Source organism: Pseudothermotoga hypogea DSM 11164 = NBRC 106472 (assembly GCF_000816145.1).
GTDB lineage: Bacteria > Thermotogota > Thermotogae > Thermotogales > DSM-5069 > Pseudothermotoga_A > Pseudothermotoga_A hypogea.
This window is the reverse complement of sequence record NZ_CP007141.1, coordinates 1559053-1581954: the sequence shown is the minus strand read 5'-3', so window position 1 is coordinate 1581954 and position 22902 is coordinate 1559053. Positions and strand designations below refer to the sequence as shown.

Sequence of the window (22902 nt, the reverse complement as noted above, 5' to 3'; positions counted from 1 at the left end):
TTTATCTTCCCCTGTACTTCACGTATTCTCTCAATTTTCTTTCAAGTTCCCTCTCTCTTATCTCCTCACGCTTATCGTACTTCCTCTTACCCTTTGCGAGTGCTATCTCGACCTTAGCGATGCCCTTGTCGTTGAAGTAAAGTTTTGTTGGTATGAGGGTGAAACCGCCGGCGCTGAGTCTACCGGCCAATCGCTTTATCTCACGCTTGTGCAGCAACAACCTTCTTGGTCTTTCCGGATCGTGGTTGAAATGGCTCGCGTGTTTGTAAGGGCTGATGTGCAGGTTCAACAGATACACCTCGCCATCCTTGATGCGGCAAAAAGAATCTTTAAAAGAAACGTTCTTCTCCCTTAGAGACTTCACCTCTGTACCCTTGAGCTCTATGCCCGCCTCGTAGGTCTCTATTATGTGGTAATCTCTCGCCTTTTTGTTCACCGCGATGATTTCCATGGTGAAGAACCTCCTCAAAACTGGACGCCTTCGAAGTGCTCGATACCTTTCTCGCTGACTTCTACGACATCGATGCGCAGAGCTTCGTATTTGATTTTGTGCTTGAGCAAGTATTCGTTGACAGCAAGTTCTATTCTTTTGACTTTAGAAAGGTCCACGCGTGTTCGCGGAAAGTACTCGCTCTTTCCACTCTTAACTTCAACAAAAACGAGGTACCCACCGTACCTCGCCACTATGTCTATCTCGCCGAAACGTGTTCTGTAGTTACGCTCGATTATTCTGTAACCCTTCCTCTTGAGGAACTTAGCAGCGGCCTCTTCGGCTTCCTTCCAGTTCAAGCATGTATTCCCGGCACAACGATGTGCCCGTCTCTTCGCTTCGGGAAGTTCATCTTTATGGCTTCCACATCTTCGAAGGGTCTGACTTCATCGGGTCTGAGATCACTGTTCGACTCAATGGGTGTGTACATGGGCTCGACACCATTCACGTCCACCTCGTTCAGCAATTCCATGTAGGAGAGTATCTCACGCATGTCCTTCTCGATCGATCTGCGCTGCTCGTCGCTCAACTGCAATCTTGCAAGGCTTTCAAGGTGTCTGATCAATCCCTCGTCTATTCTGATCAATCACTTTGACCCCCTTCAGCGAATCGACACTCACGCTCGACGCTCTCAGGTTTTCCTCGACAATCTTTTTGTATATCTCCGTCCTGTATATTTTAACATGTTTGGGAGCGGAGATACCTATCTTCACCTCTGAACCTTCTATCTTGAGCACCACCACCTCGATCTCGTCACCGATGATGAAGCTTTCCCCCACCTTTCTCGAGAATACGAGCATGCAAGCTCACTCCTTCTGCATCCTTTTGAGAATCTCATTGCTCCTTTCGAGTTCCTCGCTGATTCTATGCCTGAGTTTGTACTCGCTTCCCTCGAGAAGAACCTGTTTTGCCAGATTCCTGCTCTTGTTGATCACAATGGGGGCAAAGAGGTTTACACTCGCTTCGCTCGGCACACCGGCAGGTATCGTGACCACCACCCAGACCTCTATTTCATCGGAACTTTCGAGCTTGAGTTCTTCCCTGTCCGCCTCGCTCAAATCGAAAGAGTAGTCCACCCTCACGAGCCAGGGATTAACGATGGGCAAGGCCACGTTCGCATCTTCGAGCGAAACAAGCCAGCGGAAAGGTTTGGTTTGTTCCAACTCTACGATGGTGAATTTGCGAAGATGTTCAAAACCCGGGATACCTCTTTCGAAAACCAATATCTTCGATTCGCTGACTTCCACCTCTCCAACCTTCGTTTCACAGAGCATCGTCTCACCCCTAAGAGATGTAATCGACCAACGTGCTCCTCAGGAGGTTTGCCGCCGATTTGAGTGCCGCGTTGAGCACGGCTTGTTTCATCGAAAGCTCCGTGACCGCTTCGGTGATGTCCACATCGCGTTCTTTGGACAAATGTTCGGTCATGAAGTTGTTCAGATCAACGATCCTGTTCGCCGCAGCTTCAACCATCCTCTGTGTTGCTCCGACCTTCGCAAGGTTCTCCGACACAGACTTTTCCAGATAGTTCACCCCCGCAAGGGCCACGTCGCTCAGAAATTTTGGATCGTTCCTCTCCAAAGCCTTCAAAGTCATGTCTATCAAGCTGAACACGCTCTGATTCCCGTCGGTCACGAAGATATCCTTGACGTTGATTCCGAACTCTAAAGGATAACCCAGCACCATCGTCGTTCTGCTCCTCAGCGCCTCTGGCTTCACCATAATCTCTCCATCTTCGCTCACCGGAGGTTTACTGCCATCCAGCCCTGCAAAGATGTAGTCTGAGCCGACCTGCGTGTTCGCGATCTGAATCAGCTGCTGCTTGATACGCTTGATCTCCTCAGAAATGGCGTTTCTCTGATCTGCGGTGAGCGTTCCGTTTGACGCTTGGACGAGCAACTCTCTGATCCTCTGATAAAGCTCACTCACTTGCTGAATTGATGTATCGTACCCTTTGACCAAGTTCTGTACGTAGTTCACGTTGCGCTCGTACTGCTGCAGTTCGCGCAATCTGCTGTCGAGGTTTGACGATCTTGTCGCCAGAACCGCATCGTCACTGGGATATCTCACCTTGGAACCAGAAGAGATCTCATCGTGTAACTTCGCGATCTGTGTAATGGTCTTTTGAATGTTGTACAGAACCCTGTCACTCGTCATCCTGTCTGTAATCCTCATACGATCACCTTCCCACCACACCGAGTTTGTCGATCACTCTGCCGATCATCTCGTCGACGGCCGTGATCACACGCGCCGCCGCAGCGAACGCGTGTTGGTATTTGATCATGTTAGCCATCTCTTCGTCCAGCGAAACACCCTTGACTCTCTCTCTTTCTTGATCTATCTCCAACTTCAGAGCTTCACTGTTGTCCCTCATCTTCTGTGCCGTTTCCGACTCGACTCCCAGCTCGGCGATCACGCCACCGAAGTATTCGAAGAAACTCTCCTTGCCGTCTGCGAGCAGCTTCTCGTACTTCGCATCGCGAATGTACCTGACTGCGTCAACGTTGCTCGATCCGATCGGAAGTATCGACAGTGCGTTCCAAACGTCGTTGGACAGCGCCTTACCAAGGTCAACCGCGAGTGCTTCGGCGTTCGCTTTCAAAACACTCGATACGTCCCAGCTGGGAACGAAATAGAACGGTTCAGTTCTCTCTCTTCTGTTTATTGTGAACAGTTCACTCACGCTGAGTTTCGAGCGCAAACTGCTGATATCGTCGCTCTTAGAGATGAGACTGTATTCCTCGTTCCAGTCAGCGTCGAAACTCGCTGGATCGCCATCTGTGTCTATCAAACCCAAAGCTTCGAACAAACCTTTTGGACCAGTTATGTTGAAACTTCTCAAGTCGAACTCGAAGCTCCTTCCAGCTCGAAGAACGAAGGCGTTGTGTGGTGTGAGGTCTGCGATCAATCCAGTACTGAGTTCGTTGATCTTCTTCACTAAGCTTTGTAGCGTGTCCACGGCTGGATCGATGTGTATCTGTGTGTTGTTGATGAACAGCTGATAGCCTTGCGAAGGATCGAAGTTCGTCGAACCGTGGAAGACGTTTTCTAACGTTGGCAATGGCTTTAGCACTTCGAAAATCTTGTTCTGCGCTCTGACCTGAGTCAGAAAGCCCATCTCGTCTTTGATCTGCACCCTGCTCCAGTCGAATTCCAGCTGGCTGGTGACAGTCAGTACGAGAGCACCGTCAACGATGAAGGCTCTAATGTTGCTCAGTTGCGTGTTGATCTCATCTCTGATCGATACGAGTGTCGTGGCGGAATCGATCGTCAACGTCAAACTCTCGCTCTGCTTCGTGCCGTCTGGGAGCGTTTCTTCGAAGGTCAACGTGTATGTGCCTTGAGCCAAGTTCGAAAGATCGTCGAAGGTCACGAAGGTTTTCTGTTGGGTTTCGAAACCGAGATTCTTCAGAACGTTAGATTTGGTGTCTATGATCAAAACATCGTTCAGGTTCTTTGTACCTTCGAAGTACAACCTGTACGCGTTGGAAGAAGACGTTGGTTGATGTTGGCCTACGTTCAAACTCAACCAACTCGGCCAACTCTTCAAGAGCAGATCATCCACTTTATCTCCCGCGTTGATTTCGAGCTCTTCTGCATCGTTGTTATCGAAGAACACCAACTTGCCATCCTGTGTGAGCACCGTGTTTCTTATCTCATCTTCTGTACGGTTGTTCATGCCAGTGACAAAAAGAATAGGTCCAGACAGCATCCTCCTGTTTCCAGCGATCCTGAAGATGGCAGGATCTGTTGTTTCCAACGCCGGATTGAGAACGAAGAAGTTCAAGTTCGTCGTTTTTCCGGAGGCATCGAATCCCGAACGGTGGATGAGGTTCAGCTTATCGGTCAAGTTCAACGCAAACTCGTCCAGATAGAGCATGTACTTGACTATGATTGAATCTCTCAAATCGATGAGCGCCTTTAGCTTGCCATCAGAGAGATTAAGCTTCGTCTGACCCACGAACAGTTCGTAGAAGCCCTTACCGTAAGGCCTTTCCAGGGCCCTCACGGGGTTTTGGACCGAGCCTGAGAGCACGACTTGATCACCGAACATGAGCATCACTTGGCCATCTTCCGTTTCTCTGTAGTTTATGTTCCCGTAGTTGGCAAGCTCGTCCAAGATTCTGTCCCTCTCGTCTAACATATCGTTCGGCGTTGTCTTGAGCGCGATCGCGATACGTACCTGTTCGTTGATCTGTCTGAGCCTTGCAACGAGCTGGTTTATTTTGTCTGCCAACAGTGAGATCTCTTTGTTTATGTCCTCACGGAGCTGTTCGAGTCTCGAGTAGAGGTCTTTGATTCCATCGACGAGCTCTTGGGCACGGGACACGATCTGTCTCTTTGCGGCAACGCTTGCAGGATCACTCATCACCTCTTCGAAGGAGAGCGAGAACGCGTCGTACAAGTTTCTTATACCGTTCTGCCCAGGTTCTGCCAAGAGTTGTTCGAAAAAGTGAAGGTTCGAAAAGATGCTGTTCCAATAGTTGTACCTGTTCGAGACCTGACGAAACTGGATATCTAAAAACATGTCCCTCACACGCTGTATGTCCCTCACTTGCGAACCGGTTCCAAGCATCAGGGGTATGGACGGTTGCGTCAACGTCGTGAGGGGTATAGGGGGCGTCGGCTCGATCACTGGACGTTGACGCGAATAGCCATCGGTGTTCGCATTCGCTATGTTGTGTCCCACAACGTTCATGGCCAGCTTGTGCGTGTAAACACCAAGCAGTGCGGTGTTCAAACTTCCAAAGAGGCTCAAATTGGCCATCGCATCACCTACCTAATTTTTCTCTCAGCTTCAAATTCTCTCCTAATTTTTATCGGCAGATCAACCTTCGGCCTTGAAATTCCTTCCTTCCTGTGAGCCGAGGCGGGCTTTGGAATCGTAGGTGGGAAGAGAAGGAGGGTTCAAAAGTTTTTTCAAAAAATCGAAATACGCCTGATGGAATTCTGAGAGGCTACGAATCCTTTCGATCCTGTGCGAAAGGTCCTTGAGGCGATCGACCAGTTTGAACAACCTTTCCATCAGGGCGGAATCTTGTTTGCAGAAATCGAAAAAACTCGCTGACTCGCCCAACCCAAGTTCTCGTTTCATCGCTTCGAAGAAGTCCCTGCGACTGTTCTCAAGGCGTGAGAACTCCTCAAGGAGATCTTCGAGTCGAACGAGTCCCTTCTCGACGAGCGAAACGTCCTTTTTCAACAAAAAATGCTCGCAGCGAGCGAGCTCGTCCTCAATCTGCAACAAAACACGTTCCTCTTTTTCGAGGATCGAAAGCAACCGTTCCATCGAATCACAACTGCCTCATTATGTGCTTTGCTATCCTCCCCGGATCGATCGTGTAGGTGCCTTGTTCTATCGCGATTTTGAGCTGTTCTACGAGTTTTTCACGTACTTCTGGAGTTTCCTTCGCTTCTTTCAGCAGCTCGACTATGTTCGTTTTCTCCCCAACGTTCAAAGACTCGCCTTCGGTGCGGGGCTTTCTCTCGGTCTTCTCCGGAGGGGCTGGTTGCTGAATCTGAAACGGCCTTCCGACGCCATTGATCTCCTGCATGAATTTCCCTCCTCGTCTTGTATAATCGTCCATGTGAAAGAAAACTTTAATGGTTGCGTGGTGATCCCTTGGAAGGCTTCGGCAAATACACCTACAAAGACTCGCTTGTCCACGCGATCAATCCCGTGCTCAAGATCGTGTATCTCATCGTGGCATTAGCGCTTTTCTTCACTTCACGTTCAACTTTTAATTATATCACACTCTTCTCAACATTGTCGATCCTGATGCTTCTATCGAGAGTTGGCCTCAGGATCTTTCTGTTCGATCTGTTGAAATTCAAATGGTTTTTGCTGATCATCTTTTTTGTACAAATTATCCCGTTTGCCAGTGCAAACCTTACGGGCTCGCTGGTTCGAGCGTCGAGATCAGTTCTTCTTGTGAGTTTCAGCATTCTGGCAACCTCACTCATCTTCAGAACCACCTCTAACGTGATGCTCGCGAGGGCTTTCGAAGTCATCCTCAGAGGCCTGGGTATGAAAAAGGTTGCGCGAAAAATCTCGCTGATGATCATGCTCGCCCTCACGCAGATACCAATCCTCTTTGAACAGATGGAAAGGATCAGGACGGCTCAGACGTTGCGTGGCCAAACTTGGCGGACGAAGAACCCCGTGCGAGCGCTGAAGTCTCTCGAGTCCATAGTTGTACCTCTGCTTTTCTTCAGTTTGAAGCGTGCAGAATCTCTGTCTGTATCTCTGGAGATGAGAAAGTACAATATTTCCAGCAAACCGACACTCTATAAACCTTTGAAACTGTCCTGGCCCGATTCTTTGCCCTTGCTGATGATCACTCTGTTGTTTGTCTCAAAGTTTCTACGATGGTAAAATTACTTTTCAGGAGGTGTTGTGCATGAAGAAGTTTCTTTTTCTCGTCGTGCTGTTGCTTTCGACGCTCTTGCTCGCCAAACCGAGTCGCGTGGCGTACGTGATAAACGGTTCGCTCGGAGATCAGTCTTTCTACGATTCTGGGTACGCAGGGATCAAGAAGCTTGAGGAAGACTTCAAGGTTCAGACAAGGGTCATAGAATGCAACTTCGATCCTTCACTCTACTATCCAAGTTTGGTGACAGCCGCACAGTGGGCGGACGTGATATTCGTCATATCCTATGGCTTCGAGGAAGAACTCAAGCAGGTCGCGATGAAGTTCCCGAACAAGATCTGGGTGAACATCGACACAGTTGTGCAGGACGAAAAGGGCATCATCTCCAGCGTCGACTACCGTGAAGAGGAAGGTGCCTTCCTTGCGGGTGTTGTTGCGGCCATGGTCACGACGATGACGAACTTGCCCGGCATCAACCCAGAGAAGATCATCGGTGCCGTCGGTGGAGACGACGACATAGTGATAAGATCCTTCGTCTACGGTTACGAGCAGGGCGCGAAGTTCATCGATCCAGAGGTTCAGGTGAAGGTGATCTACGTCGGTACATGGGACGATCCGGCGAAGGGCAAACAGGCTGCGCTCCAGCTTTACGCGGAAGGTGCCGATGTGGTTTTCCAGATCGCTGCGCTCACAGGTTTTGGCGTCCTTCAGGCGGCCAAGGAAGTGGGTAAGTACGCCATCGGTGTGGACAGCAACCAAAACCCGCTGGTTCCAGGACACGTGATCACGAGCGATCTCAAGGAAGTGGGCAAGTCGATCTATACCATATTCAAGATGATCCTCGATGGAACCTTCGAGCGTGGGAAGGTCTACAGCTTCGGTGTGAAGGAAGGCATGGTGGGCCTCGCGATCGACGAATACACGAGAAAGATACTGCCAGAGGATGTGGTTCAAAAGATCATCGACATACAGAACAAGATGGCAAGTGGAGAGATAAAGGTAGAACCGTACAGGCCTTGAGGTGAAGTGTTTTGCTCGTTGAGATGATCGATATATGCAAAGTCTATCCACCGAACGTGGTGGCGCTCAAGCATGTGGATTTCTCGCTCGAGCGTGGTGAGATACACGCACTCGTTGGAGAAAACGGAGCAGGAAAATCCACACTTATGAAGATCCTATCAGGCCTGATTAGACCCTCGTTCGGTGAGATACGCATGAACGGACAGAGAGTGCAGATCAACAGCCCGGTCGTGGCCGCACGGCTCGGGATAGGTATGGTCCATCAGGAGCTCGCACTGGTTGGTTCTTTGAGGGTGTACGAAAACGTGGTTCTCGGTTCGGAGCCGTCCCGTTTCGGCCTTTTCCAGCCACAGAAATCCTCACAGATAGTCAAACAGCTCGCAGAAAGGTTCGGCTTGAACGTTGACGTGAACGCCATAACCCAGGAACTCTCCGTTGCGGGACGTCAAAAAGTGGAGATACTCAAGCAACTTTACAGGAACGTGGACATCTTGATCCTGGACGAGCCCACCGCGGCCCTCACACCCCAGGAGAGCGAGGAACTCTTCGACGAGATGTTCAGGCTCAGAGACAGAGGAAAGACGATCGTTTTTGTTAGTCACAAACTGGACGAGGTTCTGAAGATCTCCGACAGGATCACCGTGCTCAGAAAAGGCGAGAAGATCACCACCGTTAAGAACGATGGAAGTATCAACGCTGCCCAACTTGCAGAGATGATGGTTGGTAAGAGAATTGAGCTCGTTTCGATCAAAACGCGCCGATCCGCAGGTGATCCCGTCTTAGTGGTGAAGGATCTGTCGTTGGTCGATAGAACCAATGGGAAGAAACTTCTTGATGGTGTGAATCTCACCGTGCATGCGGGCGAAGTTGTGGGAATCGCAGGTGTAGAGGGAAACGGTCAAAACGAACTGATCGAGGTTTTGATCGGCCTGAGAAAACCGAGCTCGGGTAGCATAAATATCTTGGGTAAAGACGTGACAAGCCTTGATTTGAGACGGAGGCGTTCCTTCATAGCCTACGTACCGCAGGATAGAAAGAACGTGGGACTCGCACTCAAAGCCACTATCACGGAAAATCTCATCATGACGCACCACATGAATCCTCCGTTGAGGAGAAAATGGTTGCTCGATAAATCTGTGGCAAAAGGTCTTGCTTCCCGACTCATAAAAGATTTCGAAATCGTTTGCAGGAGTCCTTTCGAGAAAGTGCAGAACCTATCGGGTGGTAACCAACAGAAAGTGGTCGTCGCAAGAGAGATATCTCTGAACAGACAGCTCATCGTGCTTGACCAGCCCACCAGGGGTCTCGATGTGGCCTCGACGCAGTACCTGCGAGATCAGGTGCTCATGTTGAGAGAATCCAACAAGGCCGTGTTGCTCGTGAGTGCAGATCTGGACGAGTTGATGGACCTTTCGGACAGGATCTACGTGATGCGCTCGGGTCGCATTGTGGCCGAGCTGGATCCTCGAACCGTCGACAAAACCGTCGTCGGTTATCACATGCTGGGGGTAAGCGCGTGAGCCATGTGAGGTCCATCTTTCAAACGATCCTCGCGATAGTATTCGCCTTCTTGGTCGCGGCGATTTTCGTCCTTCTGCACCACAGTTCTCCGCTTGAGGTCTACGGAGCACTCTACCAGTACGGTCTGGGTTCTTGGTTCTCCTTCTCCAACACGTTGAATGCGGCCTTTCCACTCATTTTGACCGGTCTCTCAGCCTCTATCGCCTTCATGTCCGGTGTCGTGAACCTTGGTCAACACGGCCAGTTTCTCTGGGGCGCTCTGGTGTGTGCGGTGCTTGGAGTGTATCTGAGGTTGCCAAGCTGGCTGGCCGTTCCCTTGTTGGCAATCCTCGGTGGACTCGCTGGCGCGGCGTGGGCCGGGCTTGCGGCGTTTTTCAAACGAAGGTACAGGATGGACGAATTCATCTCCACGCTTATGCTCAACTTCTTAGCTGAGTACATGACGCTGTATCTGGCGACTTACCCTTTCCTGGACCCGAAGGCCTACGTACCGGCAACACGTTTGATAAGGCGTGAGTACTTCATGACGAGCGTGTTCGATGTGAACGTTGCGTTCTTCGTCGCTCTCTTCATGGTTCTTTTGTGCTGGTGGTTCGCGTGGAAAACTTGGCGGGGTTATGAAGCACGCATGATGGGTTACAACAAACTCTTCGCCACCGTCGGTGGATGCGATGTGGAGAACGACACGACCTTAGTCTTACTTTTCAGCGGTTTTCTCTCGGGTCTTGCCGGTGCGCTGCTGATACTCAACGGTACTCAACACAGGTTCACCAAGGGAATAGGTGCCAACTTTGGTTGGGACGGAGTCATGATCGCGATCATGGCGAACAACGGTGTTTTTCAAACGCTCTTCTACGCTCTCTTCATAGGTTTTCTGAAGAACGGGGCGGTGGGTATGGAGTTTGAGACATCCGTGCCTTCGGAATTCGTGATGTTCTTGCAGTCGATAATAGTACTCACGCTCGTTGGAACGCGTTCTGGCCTCGCCAGCCTCACCGACTGGCTCACGGCAAAGCGAGAACTCGGCAAGCTGGTGAAGTGATGTGGGTGCGATCGTTGTTCAACTTCTCCACGCGGCGTTGAGCAGTGCAACACCGATAGCTCTGGCGGCCTTTGGTGGCATGTTCAGCTACCACGCCAACGTTTTCAACATCGCGATGGAAGGCATGATGTTGATGGGCGCTTACTATGCAGTCTACGGTGCATACAGGTTTGGACACTGGCTCTACGGCATGTTGTTTGCGCTGTTGAGTGGACTCGTTTTGGCAGGCATATTCTCACTGTTTGCGATCGCTTTGAAAGTCGACGAGTTCATAACAGGAATAGGAATAAACATGCTCGCTTTGGGTTGGACAACCTACTCGTTGAGGGCCACCTTCCAGGTCAAGGGTGCTTTCATTTCGCAGACCATACCACCCATACCGAAGGTCAGATTGCCCATGATCGAGAAAGTTCCTTTTCTCGGAGCGGTTTTGTCTTCACATCCCTTCCTCGTTTTCGTCGCGGTGTTGGCTGCGTTTGTTTGCCATCTGGTTCTATACCGAACCAGATTCGGCCTGAGGCTGAGGGCCACCGGCGAAGAGCCAGCCGCCGTCGCTTCCGTCGGTTTGAATATCGGCAGACTCAAACTCTGGAGCGCGGTACTCTGTGGGATTTTCTCTGCCCTGGCAGGTGTTTATCTCTCGCTCGGCTACGTAACACTGTTCTCCGAAAACATGTCCAACGGTCGTGGATGGATATCTCTTGCGATCATCATTTTGGTTCGTGGCAGACCCGTTCCTATCCTGTTGATGTCTTTTGCCTTTGGACTTCTGGAGAATCTGGGCCTACTGCTTCAGAGGTATGCCGTGCCACCCCAGTTCACAGCCATGCTTCCGTACCTTGCGACACTTTTCGTATTGTACAGTTATGCAAGGAGGTTGAAGATTTCATGAAGGCCTGGCAGTACGAACATGAGCTCAGAAGAAGCGCAAAGCTCGATTTGAACTGGCGATCCGAATGGAAATCGGTGGGAGAGTATGAGATCTTTCCCAGGGATCTGGTATCCATGTTCTGGTCCAGCAGGGTTCCGGGTTCCGGAGCTCCTGAATGCCTCATCGCGGGTGCGATACAGTCTGTAGAAAACATGGGACGGGACGTGTCCCGTGCGGAGAAACTTTTCGAGGAAGGTCTGAAGCTCTTCGAGGAGGGACAGATCGAGCATCTCAAAGCGACAACAGCGTTGATATTCGATGAGCTGTCTCGAGCACCGATTTTGAAGGATCATGCCTATCACACGTTTGAACGTCCCCTCTCCTGGAAGGAAATATCAGCGCAAATCTCTCGTGAGAACTTCGACGTCGAAGCTTCCCGTCTGTACAGTTCTGTGCTCGGAGGATGGCTGGGACAGATCAGTGCCGCAAGCATGGGTACCAAGTTCGAAGGTTTCTTTGGTAAGGAGCTCGAATTCGTTTCCAGAGAAGATCTTACAAACTACGTTGAAGAAGAGGGTGGTTACAACGACGACATTGTGTACGAGATCGTAGCGATCGAAGCGCTTTCCCGCTTGAGGAAACCGTCTTCGAGGCAGATCGGTTTGTTCTGGCTCAAACACATCCCGTTCGGTTGGAGTGCCGAGTACATCGCGCTCGAGAACCTCAAAAGGGGCATTTTCCCGCCGAATTCCGGCAGATTCAGAAATCCCTTTCAAGAGTGGATAGGCGCTCAGATGAGGTGCATGCTCTATGGCCTGATTTGTCCGGGAAAACCTTACGAAGCCGCAAGGCTCGCACACATGGATTCAGTCATCTCCCACTCCGGTAACGGTGTTTATGGTGGAATGCACAGTGCTGTGCTCACATCGCTCGCGTTCGTGTTCAAAGATCCGAGAAAGCTCCTTTTGAAATCTCTGGATTATATCCCTCGGCGCAGCGAGTTTGCAGACGTTTTGAGAAAAGCCATCGACCGGTGTAAAAGCTGTGATTCTTTTAGGCAGGTCAGAGAGTGGATAGAGGAAGAGTTCAAAGACTACAACTGGATCCACGTTTATCCGAACGCTTGTTGTGTCGTGACGGCACTCTGGTTCACTGAAGGCAACTTCGATGAGACTATGGAGATCGTGCTGAAGATGGGTTTCGACGTCGATTGCAACGCGGGAGAAGTTGGCACCGTCTTAGGTGTGATGATAGGCGCAAATTCACTGCCACATCGCTGGGTAGAGCCTTTGAAGGGCAATGTGAAGACGTATGTGAAGGGTTTCGAGAAAGTTTCGATAGAACGACTCGCAGAGCTCACTTTGAAGCTTTCTGAGAAGCTTTCCTGTTGAATTTTCAAATTTTCCCTCTTGACATTCCTCGCGAGTGATGCTTTATAATATCGTGACTCGAGATCGACGGGAGGGAGACAGCAGTGGATAAGGAGGAACTCATGGAAAGGATCAAAGAAATAATCGCTGACAAACTGGGTGTGGAAATCGACGAGGTCACGGACGACGCAGACCTCATTGACGATCTGGACGCAGACTCTCTCGACCTCGTGGATCTGGCAATGGCGATCGAGGACGAGTTCGGTGTCACGATACCGGACGAAGAACTCGAGAAGATACGCACCGTGAGGGATATCTTCAAGGAGTTGTACGAGAAGATAAGGTTGGCTGAAGAGGAAGAAGAGGAGAGCGAAGAGGAAGAATGAACGTCGCTGGCTTTGCCCAGCGACGTGTTTTCATTTCTCGATTTTCACGACGAGCGCTTCACCTTCTATCGTTTCATCCGCTATGATGAACGTCTCGTAAGCTTTAGTCGCGATTTGGGCCACGAATCCTTCCTTCAGAAAGACGACGATCGATAGACCTATCAAGTGTGTTCGGCCAAAGGTGTGGTGAACGCTGAAAGTCCCACAGTTCAATTTCTCAAAGTTCCTATGTATCAACTCTTCGATTCGAAAATCCTTGACCGCCATCGACGCTTTCTCGATGTGAGTCTCTCTCTTCCTACCCCAATCGTATATCCTGTATGTCAGATCGGAGGCTTGTTGGATCTCAACGACGACGCTCTCGGGTCCAAGCGTGTGTATCAATCCTGCAGGGACGAAAAAGAGATCCCCGGCGCGCATGTCCAGATAGACCAAATGTTCAGAAATTTCTGAAGGCTCTGAACAGTTTTTCAAGACCGTACCGTTCGGTACCACGGCAATCTTGCCAGGTTCAACGAAGTACCAACACTCTGTTTTACCCCAAGGTTCGTTCTCAACTGCTCGCGCAATTGTATCGTCCGGATGCACCTGTATCGAGAGCCACTGTGCGGGCGAAACGAGTTTGATCAACACTGGAAAACGTGGAAAATCCATGTCGAAGTCCTTCATCAACTTCTTCAAACTCGTTTTTTCTTGATCCACCGCACTCGTCACGAACGGTTCCAAATCGGACAGGAGCCACACTTCACCTATGAACGGCGAGGTTTCTATGTTGAACAGCCTGTTCAATTTTGGATTACCCCAGACCATGGACCTGAAGCGAGGTTCAAACTTCACTATCACCGGAATAACCCCCAACTCTCACCTGCTCGTCTTCAAGGACCAGCAAAACTTTCTGAAGAGACTTGTCGTTGTAATATCTCTTGTCGAAGATGCATATTTCCACACCGGGATGCAAAACTCTCCTTGCGATAACTTTGGCGAACATGTACTTCTCCCTCATACGCCTTTGGATCTCTTCGAGCTCTCTTTCCGCCAGTTCTATGTTGTTTCTCAGATTTATCATGCTCTGGCCGACTTTTCTGAAAAGTTCTATCTTGTCCGGGGGAAGTTTGCCCTGGTTTCTGTCCATGATTTCTTTGAGTGTTTTATAAACGGCGACGAGTTTGCTCAAATTTTCTCTATCGAGCTCAAGCTGAGCCTTCAGCACTTTCATTCTTTCTCTTTCTTCCGGCTCCACCCCAACCTCTACATGTGTACTCACACCAAGTTCAGAACCGATCTCTTCAGCCTCAACGTAAAATCCTGCCGAGATCGTTCCACCCACGATGACGCCCTTGCTGCCCTTGGCAATAACCTTTTCCCCGGCCTTTATTTGCGAGTTCGTGATCGGACCGTCGACAATGACGGCCTTTCCAGCCTCCACTACCGCGTTCTCCACAAATTTCGCCCGGACCTCTTCCTTCGCCTTGACGATGCCTTTTTCCCTGCCCTTTATGCCTAAGGCCGAGACACTACCTTCGAAAGAAACCACAGTGGCCGCCTCTACGACACCGCCAACGACGACGTCACCTTTCGCCTTCACAGTGAAGCCGGGTTTCACATCGCCTTTTATCCGCACTTCACCAGGAAAATCGATGTTCCCGGTGGAATAATCTACATCGCCTTGAACGTTCAAAACCTCGTTGACGTCTATAGTACCATCCGTCGCTGCGATAAGGATGCCGTCCACCGCAGCAACGACCTTCTTTCCATCTTCGATGAGTCTCACGTTCCTGCCAAGTTTCAGCTGCGGAGGTTTTCCTACCTTGGGTTTCAGGACCCTGCCGAGCACGTTTCGGCCCTCTTCTCCCTCGGTTGGTGGGATGATCTCAGCCACAGTCTGACCAGCCTTCACGATCGTTCTCATACGTGCAGGAAGTTCCCTCAGGTCGATTTTCCCTTTATCGGCAATACTCTGTCCATCTTCGGTCTGCTCCGGTTTGATGATCACGATCTGCCCATCTTTTCCGTCTACAGGCTTTTTCCCGACGGCAACGAGCACGGGCTTGTCGAAGATTTTCGACTTCACGATGTTCTCAATCGCGTCTTCCATGATACCGTAGACGACACCGTGAGATTTGAGTTGAGAGAGCAAATCTTCTTTGCTGATCTCCTCGTTCGGTTCCGCCGACACTATCATGTGAGCCTCCATGGCATCCTGAGAAACCTTCACTTGTACCTTCATCGGCCCTATCCCTCTCTCCAACCTGCCTCAACGAGGAATCTTTCCAAGTCCCTCAGAGACCTCTCCGCTGCTCTCTGTCTGTCTCTGCTGTCCTTCAACAAACCATAGTTCGCGTACATGGGCTGGAGTTGATCCGCGATACCGTTGCAAACATAATCAAAGAGCGAACCCATCATCGTGGTTGTCGGAAGTTTGAGCAAGCTCTGTCTTTTCAGGTATCTGTAGATGTTCAGCGCCACGTAAAGACCGCTCGCCGCCGATTCCACGTATCCCTCCACACCCGTTATCTGACCGGCAAAGAAAATTTTCTCTGTTCCCTTCAATCGAAAATGGCAATCCAAGACCTTCCTCGAATTCACATAGAAGTTTCTGTGCATCACACCGTACCTGAGGATCTCGGCATTCTCCAGCCCGGGAATGAGTCTTATCACTCGTTTCTGTTCTGGCCACTTCAACCTCGTTTGAAAGCCCACTATATTGTACATCGTACCTTCGACATTTTCCTTTCGCAATTGAACGACCGCGTACGGTTGTCTATTGGTTCTCGGATCTATCAAGCCTACGGGCCTCAGAGGTCCAAAGAGCAGAGACATCTTTCCAGACCTCGCGATCTCCTCTATCGGTTTGCATCGTTCGAAGAGCATGCAACTGTCGAACCCTTCAATAGGTACAACCTCTGCGCTCAGCAGGGCCTCGTAGAATCTTTCGTACTGTTCTTCGTTCATGGGACAGTTGATGTAATCGCTCGTTCCCGCACCGTAGCGGTCAGCGAAGAAGACTTTGGAATAATCTATGCTGTCCGCAGCGATTATGGGAGCCACGGCGTCGAAAAAATACAGAGCGTTTCCGAGTTTCTCATTCAGCCAATTCGCGAGAGATTCACTCGTGGCTGGGCCCGTCGCGATCACCCATACGTTGCCATCGTCAGGTATCTCGCTGACTTCTTCCACTACGAGTTGAACTCCACTCTTTAAGACCTCTTCTGTCACCCTTGTGGAAAATCTTTCGCGGTTCACGGCCAGCGCTTTACCGGCAGGTACACGGCATTCCTTCGCGATTCTCAGCGTCAAAGAACCAAACAGTTCCATCTCTCGTTTCAACAAACCCGATGCGTTGTGGAGTTCTTCCGATTTGAGGGAATTGCTACACACGAGTTCGGCGAAGAAACCCGTTCTGTGCACCGGTGTCATCTTGGCGGGCCTCATTTCGTGCAAGATCACTTCGATACCCCTTATCGCAAGCTGATAAGCTACTTCTGAGCCAGCGAGACCTGCACCGACAACGTGAACCTTCAACAGACTCGACCTCTCACTTTCTTTTTCAAAACCAACAGATTACCCCGACACACGTTCGAAAATTCGACAGAGTCGAACACTCTGTGGATTATGTAGAGCCCGAATCCGCCTTCTCGTTCGGGATCCGGTAACCTGGGCTTCAGCAGTTTGGGATCAACGTGATCACCGTAATCTCTGATGAAAACCTTCAGTTCCTCACCATCCCAGAGAATCGAAATCTTTATTGGTTTGGTTTGATCGCCTCTGTACGTGTGCCTTATGACGTTCGTCAAGGCTTCGTTGATGGCGATCTCCAGATCCCACACGTCTTCCTCTGCGATGCCGCGCTGTGTCAGGAAACTCTTCACGACATTGCGCGCCATTCTCGTGTTCAGAGGATTGGAATTGAACATAGCAACGAGCCAATCATTCATCCTCTCTCACCCTGCCTTCCTCTCGCAAGTCCCCGAGCGTAAGCGTGGCATTCCAGTCCGATGTCGAACCTCAGCAGATATTTGTCCTCAAGTTCTCTCTGCAGTTGGAAAGCCTCGGTCAGTGAAGTGTTTAGCCTCGTCGCGAAGCTCCGTAAATCTTTGGAGATCAACCTCTGAGCGATTGTTTCCAAGTCAGAGTCGTCTATCTTGACGTTCAGTTCGTACTCGAACAGTCTTTCGTAAAAGAATGTTCCCTCACCCACCACGTATCTGTCAAGCAACAAAGCTTCACGAATCGCTTCTCTTGGATCTTCACAGGCACTCGACACGCACAGTTTCGCATTCAGGAGTGCTGGCAATACATTCGTCGAGAAGATGTACAGATCGTGTTCTCCGACGTTCAGTGTGCCGATCGCCACCGAACTCAGCCTTTCTCTCGCCGCGTAACGCTGAGCAAAATCCATAGCGCGGAGCAGGCCCACGTACCTTTTTCCACGCCACGCGTCAATCTGACTGGCGAGTTGTTCAACGCTGTCGGGCCAGCGCCTTTCACTCAACAGCAACTGATCAACGTAACATCGCACAGCATCGCCGAGAGACTCGTCTTTCAGCAAACCGAGTACCAGCCTTCCTGCGACGGTTTCGATGCACGTCAAAAGGATTTCTTGGCCGTGCGACCGAACCGAGACTGATGTGTTTGATTGCAGGACCAACCGAACGTAGTCGAGCATCTCGTTCCCAATTCCGATATCATCTCTGATGATCCCTTCAGCGTTGGCGAGCACGCAACGCATTCTTTTCCTCCCTCTCTTGCAAAGATCTCAAACAACCGCAGTAGTTCTGTCGGTAGAGTCCGAGTTCTCTGCTCAGTTGAACGCTTCTGAGAAAGCCATCTTTTTTCTTGAAATCGCTCGGCATGTAGGAGATTTTAAACTGCTTTTCCAGCTCCGCTCCGATGGAGTTTATCAGTTTCGCATCCTTTTTTGGGCTCGTGGTCAACGTCGTGGCAAAAACGCCGTAGCCCATATCGCTCGCGAACTGGGCGGTCACGATCAACCGGTGCCTTATGCATTCTTCACAACGTTTTGATCTTTCCCCAAGGTTCAAAAAATCTGCGACAGACTTGTGCCATTCCTCTTTACCTTTTTCCAACGCGATGAGTTTCAGATTGCATAGCTGAGATAGCTTCACTACAGCCTGTAAGCGTCTGTCGAACTCCTCTTCGGGTTCGATGTTGGGATTGTAGAAGAACAACACTGGTTCAATCTTCGCCATCCTCAATCGTTCCACGGCCACCGTAGCATCCGGAGCACAGCAAACGTGCAAAAGCATCAGAATCTCCTCTCGCTGTCGAGCAGAATTGTCACAGGACCGTCGTTGATCGATTCGATCTCCATATGCGCTCCGAAGATACCCTTCTCAACTTTTCTCACTTGCCCTCGCATCTTTTCAACGAACAGTTCGTAAAACTTTTCACCCATCTCTGGTGGAGCAGCTTCGTCAAAAGAAGGACGCCTTCCTCGTCTGCAATCTCCATAGAGGGTGAACTGAGATATCACCAACAGCTCACCGTTCACCTGCAGAAGGCTCAAATTCATCTTGCCATTCTCATCCTCGAATACCCTCAAATTTGCGATTTTTTCGCACATCCAATCCACGTCTTTCTCCGTATCGTTCTTACCCACGCCCAGATAGACCAGCAAACCTTTCTCGATGCGACCCACCAGTTCACCATCAACAGTGACGCTCGCTCTGTGAACCCTCTGTACAACTGCCCTCAAGAGCTCTTCCCCCTCTCGACACGCACAACGACGGGATTATTTTCCAATATTTGTCTCGCCTCATCGAGCTGGTTCGTATCAGTCACCATCACCGTCAGTGAAGCCACAGAGTAGTTCCACCTCGTCGACACGAGTTCTGCTCTGACGACGCTTGCTCCTTTGCTCTCCAGAGCCTGAACCAGCTTACCGATCTCCGCCTTGTCTCTGAACTCCACTCTGAGCGTGGTTTGATAGCGATTTTGAGTCTGTCCGTTCCAGCGCGCGTTGAAGACTTTTTCCGGGTCCACATCCTTCACATTTTTGCAGCTCGCGGTGTGTATTGTGATACCCTTCCTGCTCACGACGCCAACGATGTCGTCCCCGGGAACTGGCCCACAGCACTTTGCCAGGTGGATCTCTATGTTCTTCAAACCGTCGATTTCGACATCTGCACCTATCCGAGCCTTGCTTTTGGAACGTTTCGAAACCTTCCGCTCACTCTCTTCTGCCAGGGGGCTGAGGAGCCTGACAAGTTCTTTGGGACCTATCGTACCTTCACCGATCCTGCTGAAGAACTCAGTTTCGTCTATACCCTGAGACTGAAGATACTTCTTCATCTCGGGTGTTTTCAGGATTTCTTCGATGGGTTTTGCGAACTGCTTGCTGATCCTCCTCAGCACGTCCTTGCCCCTCTCAACGAGCTCGCTTTGAAGTTGCTCTCTGAAGAACTTTCTTATCTTGGCTTTCGTGCGAGGGGACTTTGCGTATTTCAACCAGTCCAAGCTTGGCCTGCCCGACTTGTTCACAATGATCTCGACGATGTCTCCATTTTTGAGTTCGTAATCTATGGGAACGAGTCGGCCGTTCACTTTGGCCCCGCCGAACCTGTGACCGATCTCCGTGTGCACTGCATAAGCAAAGTCGATCGGCGTTGCACCACGGGGCAAATGTTTCACTTCTCCCTTGGGTGTGAAGACGAACACTTCATCTATCTCAAGTTCCTTCTTCAGTTCTTCCAGACCCGTGAGGTTCTTGGTGAGCTCTTTTCTCCACTCGAGCAGTTGTGTAACCCATTTCTGCATGGTCTTGACGTTGATTTGCTCTTTGTATATCCAGTGTGCTATGAGACCGTACTCGGCTTCGGCGTGCATTTCCCAGTCTCTTATCTGTACTTCTAAAGGTTCACCGTAACCGGTGATGACCGTCGTGTGCAGTGATCTGTAGCCGTTCGACTTGGGTGATGCGATGTAATCCTTGATCCTACCGGGAAGCGGTTTCCAAAGACTGTGCACTATCCCGAGAACGCTGTAACACGTCACTACGTCGTTCACGATGGCCCTGATCCCAAACAAATCGTAGATTTCGTCGAATTCTTTCCCTTTTTGGTTCAATTTCTGCCATATGCTGTAGTAGTGTTTGAACCTTCCCTCGACGTGCGCCTCGATACCACTCTGCCGCAAAGCTTCCTTCAACGTCTTCACGTACTCGTTTATCCGCTGCTCTCTTTCCTTCCTTCTCTCGGCCACGAGCATCTTGATCCTGTTGTACTCGTTCCGGTTCAACGTCTTGAAGGACAGATCCTCCAGTTCCCATTTTATTGTGTATATGCCCAGCTTGTGTGCGATAGGGGCGTAGATTTCGAGCGTTTCTTTCGCTTTGTAAATCTTTTTCTGTTCGTCCTTCACGAAATCGATGGTCCTCATGTTGTGCAATCTGTCGGCGAGTTTCACCACGATGACTCTGATGTCCTCCGCCATGGCGAAGAGCATCTTCTGGATCGTTTCCAATTTGAGGATCGAGTCCGCTGAATCCACCGGAGCGTTGATCCTGCTCACTTTCGTGACACCGTCCACTATGCGCGCAACCTGCTTTCCGAACATTTTTTCGATGTCTTCCAGTTTCACCCGTCCCTGACTGTCCTCAACTGCATCGTGGAGCAAGGCCGAAATCAACGTTTCAATGTCGACGTTCATCGAAGCGAGTATCTTGCACACTTCCAAAGGATGGCTCAGGAAAGGTTCTCCGGATTCCCTGAACATTCCCTCGTGCGCATAGCAGGCCAATCTGTACGCTTTGGCCAGTTTTTCTTTGTCTTCCTCAGTGAAGTTCCTCGTCGAGAGCTTCAATATATCGGAAACAGTTTTCATCTCATCACTCATCCTCTTCGCCTCTTTCTCCCCTCTTGCCAGCCTTCAGGTAGAACGCGAGGGCAGCTACGTCGGACGGAGTGATGCCCGGTATTCTGCACGCCTGTAACAGTGTCTTCGGTCTTTCACGTGAGAGTTTTTCTCGCGCTTCGTACGAAAGGTTGACTACCTTCGAGTAGTCAAGGTCCTGTGGAATTCTCACTTCATCGAGATTCTTCAACATCTCGGCTTCTTTCACCATTTTCTCTATGTAGTCTTCGTACTTCGCCGAGAGTTCGACCTGTTCTATCACTTCCACATCCTCTATGGGTGATGGATCGAGCACCTTGATCTTTTCGTAGTTGACGTTTTGTCGCTTCATCAAGGTGAACAGGGACGACGGTTGACGAAGAGGTTGTGTGCCGATTTGGACCAACAACTCGTTCACTTGGTTCGTCGGTGTTACAATGGTTTGCTTCAATCTTTTGACTTGTTTTTCGATCTCCTGTTTCAATCGTAGCACCTTTTCGTAGAACCACTTGGGTACGAGCCCCATGCGATAACCTTTCTCTGCCAATCTCAAGTGGGCGTTGTCGTGTCTGAGCAACAACCTGTACTCAGCGCGAGACGTCAGCAATCTGTAAGGTTCATCCACGCCCTTCGTCACCAAATCATCTATCATCACACCTATGTACGCTTCCGATCTATCCACGTATATGGGTTCTTCGCCTCTGAGCTTCTGTACGGCGTTCATGGCCGCGATCAATCCTTGACCTGCAGCCTCTTCGTAACCGCTCGTGCCGTTGATTTGCCCAGCGAAGAACAGACCCTCAACGATCTTACTCTCCAGAGTGTGGTAAAGTTGTGTGGGATCTATGTAATCGTACTCGATCGCGTACGCAGGTCTCACGATGTGCACGTTTTCAAGCCCAGGTATGGTCCTTATCATTTCGATTTGTGCCTGATACGGCAAGCTCGTGCTCAGGCCGTTCAAATAGTACTCGTCGGTGTCCCTTCCTTCGGGTTCGACAAAGATCTGGTGCGAGCTCTTTTCCGGAAACTTCACCACCTTGTCTTCTATCGATGGGCAATACCTTGGCCCCTTCCCCGAGATGAGTTTGACCTCACCATAGAGCGGAGAGAAGGCCAGGTTTTCCTGGATGATCTTCTTCGTCTTTTCGTTCGTATAAGTGAGCCAGCAGGGATAATCCTTCGGCAAGACCTTCGGCTCGCTGAAGTAGGAGAAACAGAGTGGTTCATCCGCGGTGTCCTGACGCTTCATCTTACTGAAATCGATCGTCTTGCCGAGAACCCGCGCAGGTGTGCCCGTTTTGAACCTTCCGATTCTAAAACCGAGCCTCATCAGAGCCTCCGAGAGTCCCTTGGCTGGAAAATCTCCGAGCCTACCAGCCTCGAAGGTCTGTCGACCTATGAAAATCTTCCCGTTCAGGAACGTCCCGGTGGTCAGTATGACTGCACGCGCCTCGTAAACTATGCCAAGTTTGTCCACGATCGCTTTTATTTGACCGTCTTCGACGATGAGATCGCACACCTCCGACTGCTTCAAGAAAAGGTTTTGGGTCTGTTCCAACGTTTTCTTCATCGTCAGGCTGTATCCGACCTTGTCGATCTGTGCGCGCAGTGCGCGCACGGAAGCACCTTTGCTGATATTAAGCATTCTCACGTTTATCATCGTTCTATCCGTCGTCTTCGCCATCTCTCCACCGAGCGCGTCGATTTCCCTCACTACAATGCCTTTGGCAGGGCCACCGATGGCAGGGTTGCAGGAAGCCCAGGCTACCCTGTCGAGGTTGGAAGTTATCAGAAGGGTCTTGAAGCCACACCTTGCGGTGACGAGGGCTGCCTCAACTCCGGCATGCCCCGCACCGACGACAACCACGTCGTAAGACTCTCTCAACTTTCTCACCTCTGGTCTTGTTCAACAATTGATTGTAACATGTGATGAAGAAAGCTTTCCTTCGCGAGATGGTCATGAATTTTGTGGTAAAATCT

The 22902-nt window shown here is 50.4% G+C and carries 25 protein-coding genes; 7 read left to right on the top strand and 18 right to left on the bottom strand.

Annotated features, from left to right (window positions below):
• Position 1: 1 nt before the first annotated feature.
• From smpB to flgM, 9 genes are read right to left on the bottom strand one after another with little or no spacing between them, the layout of a single operon-like run.
• Positions 2 to 451, bottom strand: a complete 450-nt coding sequence (smpB, locus tag AJ81_RS07790) for an SsrA-binding protein SmpB (protein WP_031504108.1) — start codon at positions 449 to 451, stop codon at positions 2 to 4.
• 14 nt (positions 452 to 465) lie between these two features.
• Positions 466 to 789 (bottom strand): YraN family protein, encoded by a 324-nt coding sequence (locus AJ81_RS07785; protein ID WP_031504110.1) that lies wholly within the window; start codon positions 787 to 789, stop codon positions 466 to 468.
• Positions 786 to 1076, bottom strand: a complete 291-nt coding sequence (gene gatC / locus AJ81_RS07780; RefSeq protein WP_031504112.1) for an Asp-tRNA(Asn)/Glu-tRNA(Gln) amidotransferase subunit GatC — start codon at positions 1074 to 1076, stop codon at positions 786 to 788. The genes AJ81_RS07785 and gatC overlap by 4 nt, the downstream gene beginning before the upstream one ends.
• Positions 1039 to 1290, bottom strand: coding sequence for a carbon storage regulator CsrA (gene csrA, locus AJ81_RS07775; protein ID WP_031504114.1), 252 nt, complete (start codon positions 1288 to 1290; stop codon positions 1039 to 1041). Before csrA ends, gatC begins: the two co-directional genes overlap by 38 nt.
• 6 nt (positions 1291 to 1296) lie before the next feature.
• Positions 1297 to 1764, bottom strand: a complete 468-nt coding sequence (gene fliW, locus AJ81_RS07770) for a flagellar assembly protein FliW (protein ID WP_031504115.1) — start codon at positions 1762 to 1764, stop codon at positions 1297 to 1299.
• Between the two features lie 10 nt (positions 1765 to 1774).
• Positions 1775 to 2665, bottom strand: coding sequence for a flagellar hook-associated protein FlgL (flgL, locus tag AJ81_RS07765; RefSeq protein WP_031504117.1), 891 nt, complete (start codon positions 2663 to 2665; stop codon positions 1775 to 1777).
• Positions 2666 to 2669: 4 nt separating this feature from the next.
• Positions 2670 to 5258, bottom strand: a complete 2589-nt coding sequence (gene flgK / locus AJ81_RS07760) for a flagellar hook-associated protein FlgK (RefSeq protein ID WP_031504119.1) — start codon at positions 5256 to 5258, stop codon at positions 2670 to 2672.
• Positions 5259 to 5318: 60 nt separating this feature from the next.
• Positions 5319 to 5777 carry a flagellar export chaperone FlgN gene (flgN, locus tag AJ81_RS07755; protein WP_031504121.1) on the bottom strand — a complete coding sequence of 153 codons (459 nt, stop codon included), beginning with the start codon at positions 5775 to 5777 and terminating at the stop codon, positions 5319 to 5321.
• Between the two features lie 4 nt (positions 5778 to 5781).
• Complete coding sequence (gene flgM / locus AJ81_RS07750) at positions 5782 to 6042, bottom strand: flagellar biosynthesis anti-sigma factor FlgM (RefSeq protein WP_051368758.1); 261 nt, start codon at positions 6040 to 6042, stop codon at positions 5782 to 5784.
• A gap of 68 nt (positions 6043 to 6110) precedes the next feature.
• Between flgM and AJ81_RS07745 the strand changes: the two genes are divergently transcribed.
• From AJ81_RS07745 to acpP, 7 genes are all read left to right on the top strand, one after another.
• A complete protein-coding gene (locus AJ81_RS07745; protein ID WP_031504123.1) occupies positions 6111 to 6863 on the top strand; it encodes an energy-coupling factor transporter transmembrane component T family protein in 753 nt (250 codons plus the stop codon).
• A gap of 25 nt (positions 6864 to 6888) precedes the next feature.
• The gene (locus AJ81_RS07740; RefSeq protein WP_031504124.1) at positions 6889 to 7878 is read left to right on the top strand and encodes a BMP family ABC transporter substrate-binding protein; all 990 of its coding nucleotides are present in this window, start codon (positions 6889 to 6891) and stop codon (positions 7876 to 7878) included.
• Positions 7879 to 7889: 11 nt separating this feature from the next.
• The gene (locus AJ81_RS07735) at positions 7890 to 9398 is read left to right on the top strand and encodes an ABC transporter ATP-binding protein (RefSeq protein WP_231845467.1); all 1509 of its coding nucleotides are present in this window, start codon (positions 7890 to 7892) and stop codon (positions 9396 to 9398) included.
• Positions 9395 to 10441, top strand: a complete 1047-nt coding sequence (locus AJ81_RS07730; protein ID WP_051368757.1) for an ABC transporter permease — start codon at positions 9395 to 9397, stop codon at positions 10439 to 10441. The genes AJ81_RS07735 and AJ81_RS07730 overlap by 4 nt, the downstream gene beginning before the upstream one ends.
• A gap of 1 nt (position 10442) precedes the next feature.
• A complete protein-coding gene (locus AJ81_RS07725) occupies positions 10443 to 11333 on the top strand; it encodes an ABC transporter permease (RefSeq protein ID WP_051368756.1) in 891 nt (296 codons plus the stop codon).
• Positions 11330 to 12703 carry an ADP-ribosylglycohydrolase family protein gene (locus tag AJ81_RS07720; RefSeq protein WP_031504132.1) on the top strand — a complete coding sequence of 458 codons (1374 nt, stop codon included), beginning with the start codon at positions 11330 to 11332 and terminating at the stop codon, positions 12701 to 12703. Before AJ81_RS07725 ends, AJ81_RS07720 begins: the two co-directional genes overlap by 4 nt.
• An 83-nt stretch (positions 12704 to 12786) precedes the next feature.
• Positions 12787 to 13068, top strand: a complete 282-nt coding sequence (acpP, locus tag AJ81_RS07715; RefSeq protein WP_031504134.1) for an acyl carrier protein — start codon at positions 12787 to 12789, stop codon at positions 13066 to 13068.
• Positions 13069 to 13098: 30 nt separating this feature from the next.
• Here acpP and AJ81_RS07710 read toward each other — a convergent pair whose 3' ends face one another.
• Genes AJ81_RS07710 through mnmG form a run of 9 tightly spaced genes read right to left on the bottom strand, consistent with a single transcriptional unit; the run spans position 13099 to position 22816 of the window.
• On the bottom strand, positions 13099 to 13911 hold the full coding sequence (locus tag AJ81_RS07710; protein ID WP_031504135.1) for a type I phosphomannose isomerase catalytic subunit: 813 nt from the start codon (positions 13909 to 13911) through the stop codon (positions 13099 to 13101).
• Positions 13895 to 15295, bottom strand: coding sequence for a DUF342 domain-containing protein (locus AJ81_RS07705; protein WP_031504138.1), 1401 nt, complete (start codon positions 15293 to 15295; stop codon positions 13895 to 13897). Before AJ81_RS07705 ends, AJ81_RS07710 begins: the two co-directional genes overlap by 17 nt.
• A 5-nt stretch (positions 15296 to 15300) precedes the next feature.
• Positions 15301 to 16590 (bottom strand): methylenetetrahydrofolate--tRNA-(uracil(54)-C(5))-methyltransferase (FADH(2)-oxidizing) TrmFO, encoded by a 1290-nt coding sequence (trmFO, locus tag AJ81_RS07700; RefSeq protein WP_031504140.1) that lies wholly within the window; start codon positions 16588 to 16590, stop codon positions 15301 to 15303.
• On the bottom strand, positions 16587 to 17003 hold the full coding sequence (locus tag AJ81_RS07695) for an ATP-binding protein (protein ID WP_031504142.1): 417 nt from the start codon (positions 17001 to 17003) through the stop codon (positions 16587 to 16589). Before AJ81_RS07695 ends, trmFO begins: the two co-directional genes overlap by 4 nt.
• On the bottom strand, positions 17000 to 17797 hold the full coding sequence (locus tag AJ81_RS07690; RefSeq protein ID WP_031504144.1) for a DUF4940 domain-containing protein: 798 nt from the start codon (positions 17795 to 17797) through the stop codon (positions 17000 to 17002). Before AJ81_RS07690 ends, AJ81_RS07695 begins: the two co-directional genes overlap by 4 nt.
• Positions 17772 to 18335 (bottom strand): epoxyqueuosine reductase QueH, encoded by a 564-nt coding sequence (locus AJ81_RS07685; protein ID WP_031504146.1) that lies wholly within the window; start codon positions 18333 to 18335, stop codon positions 17772 to 17774. Before AJ81_RS07685 ends, AJ81_RS07690 begins: the two co-directional genes overlap by 26 nt.
• Positions 18335 to 18784 (bottom strand): D-aminoacyl-tRNA deacylase, encoded by a 450-nt coding sequence (dtd, locus tag AJ81_RS07680; RefSeq protein WP_031504148.1) that lies wholly within the window; start codon positions 18782 to 18784, stop codon positions 18335 to 18337. The genes AJ81_RS07685 and dtd overlap by 1 nt, the downstream gene beginning before the upstream one ends.
• On the bottom strand, positions 18781 to 20922 hold the full coding sequence (locus AJ81_RS07675) for a RelA/SpoT family protein (protein WP_031504150.1): 2142 nt from the start codon (positions 20920 to 20922) through the stop codon (positions 18781 to 18783). Before AJ81_RS07675 ends, dtd begins: the two co-directional genes overlap by 4 nt.
• Positions 20915 to 22816, bottom strand: a complete 1902-nt coding sequence (gene mnmG / locus AJ81_RS07670) for a tRNA uridine-5-carboxymethylaminomethyl(34) synthesis enzyme MnmG (protein WP_031504151.1) — start codon at positions 22814 to 22816, stop codon at positions 20915 to 20917. Before mnmG ends, AJ81_RS07675 begins: the two co-directional genes overlap by 8 nt.
• Positions 22817 to 22902 lie beyond the last annotated feature (86 nt).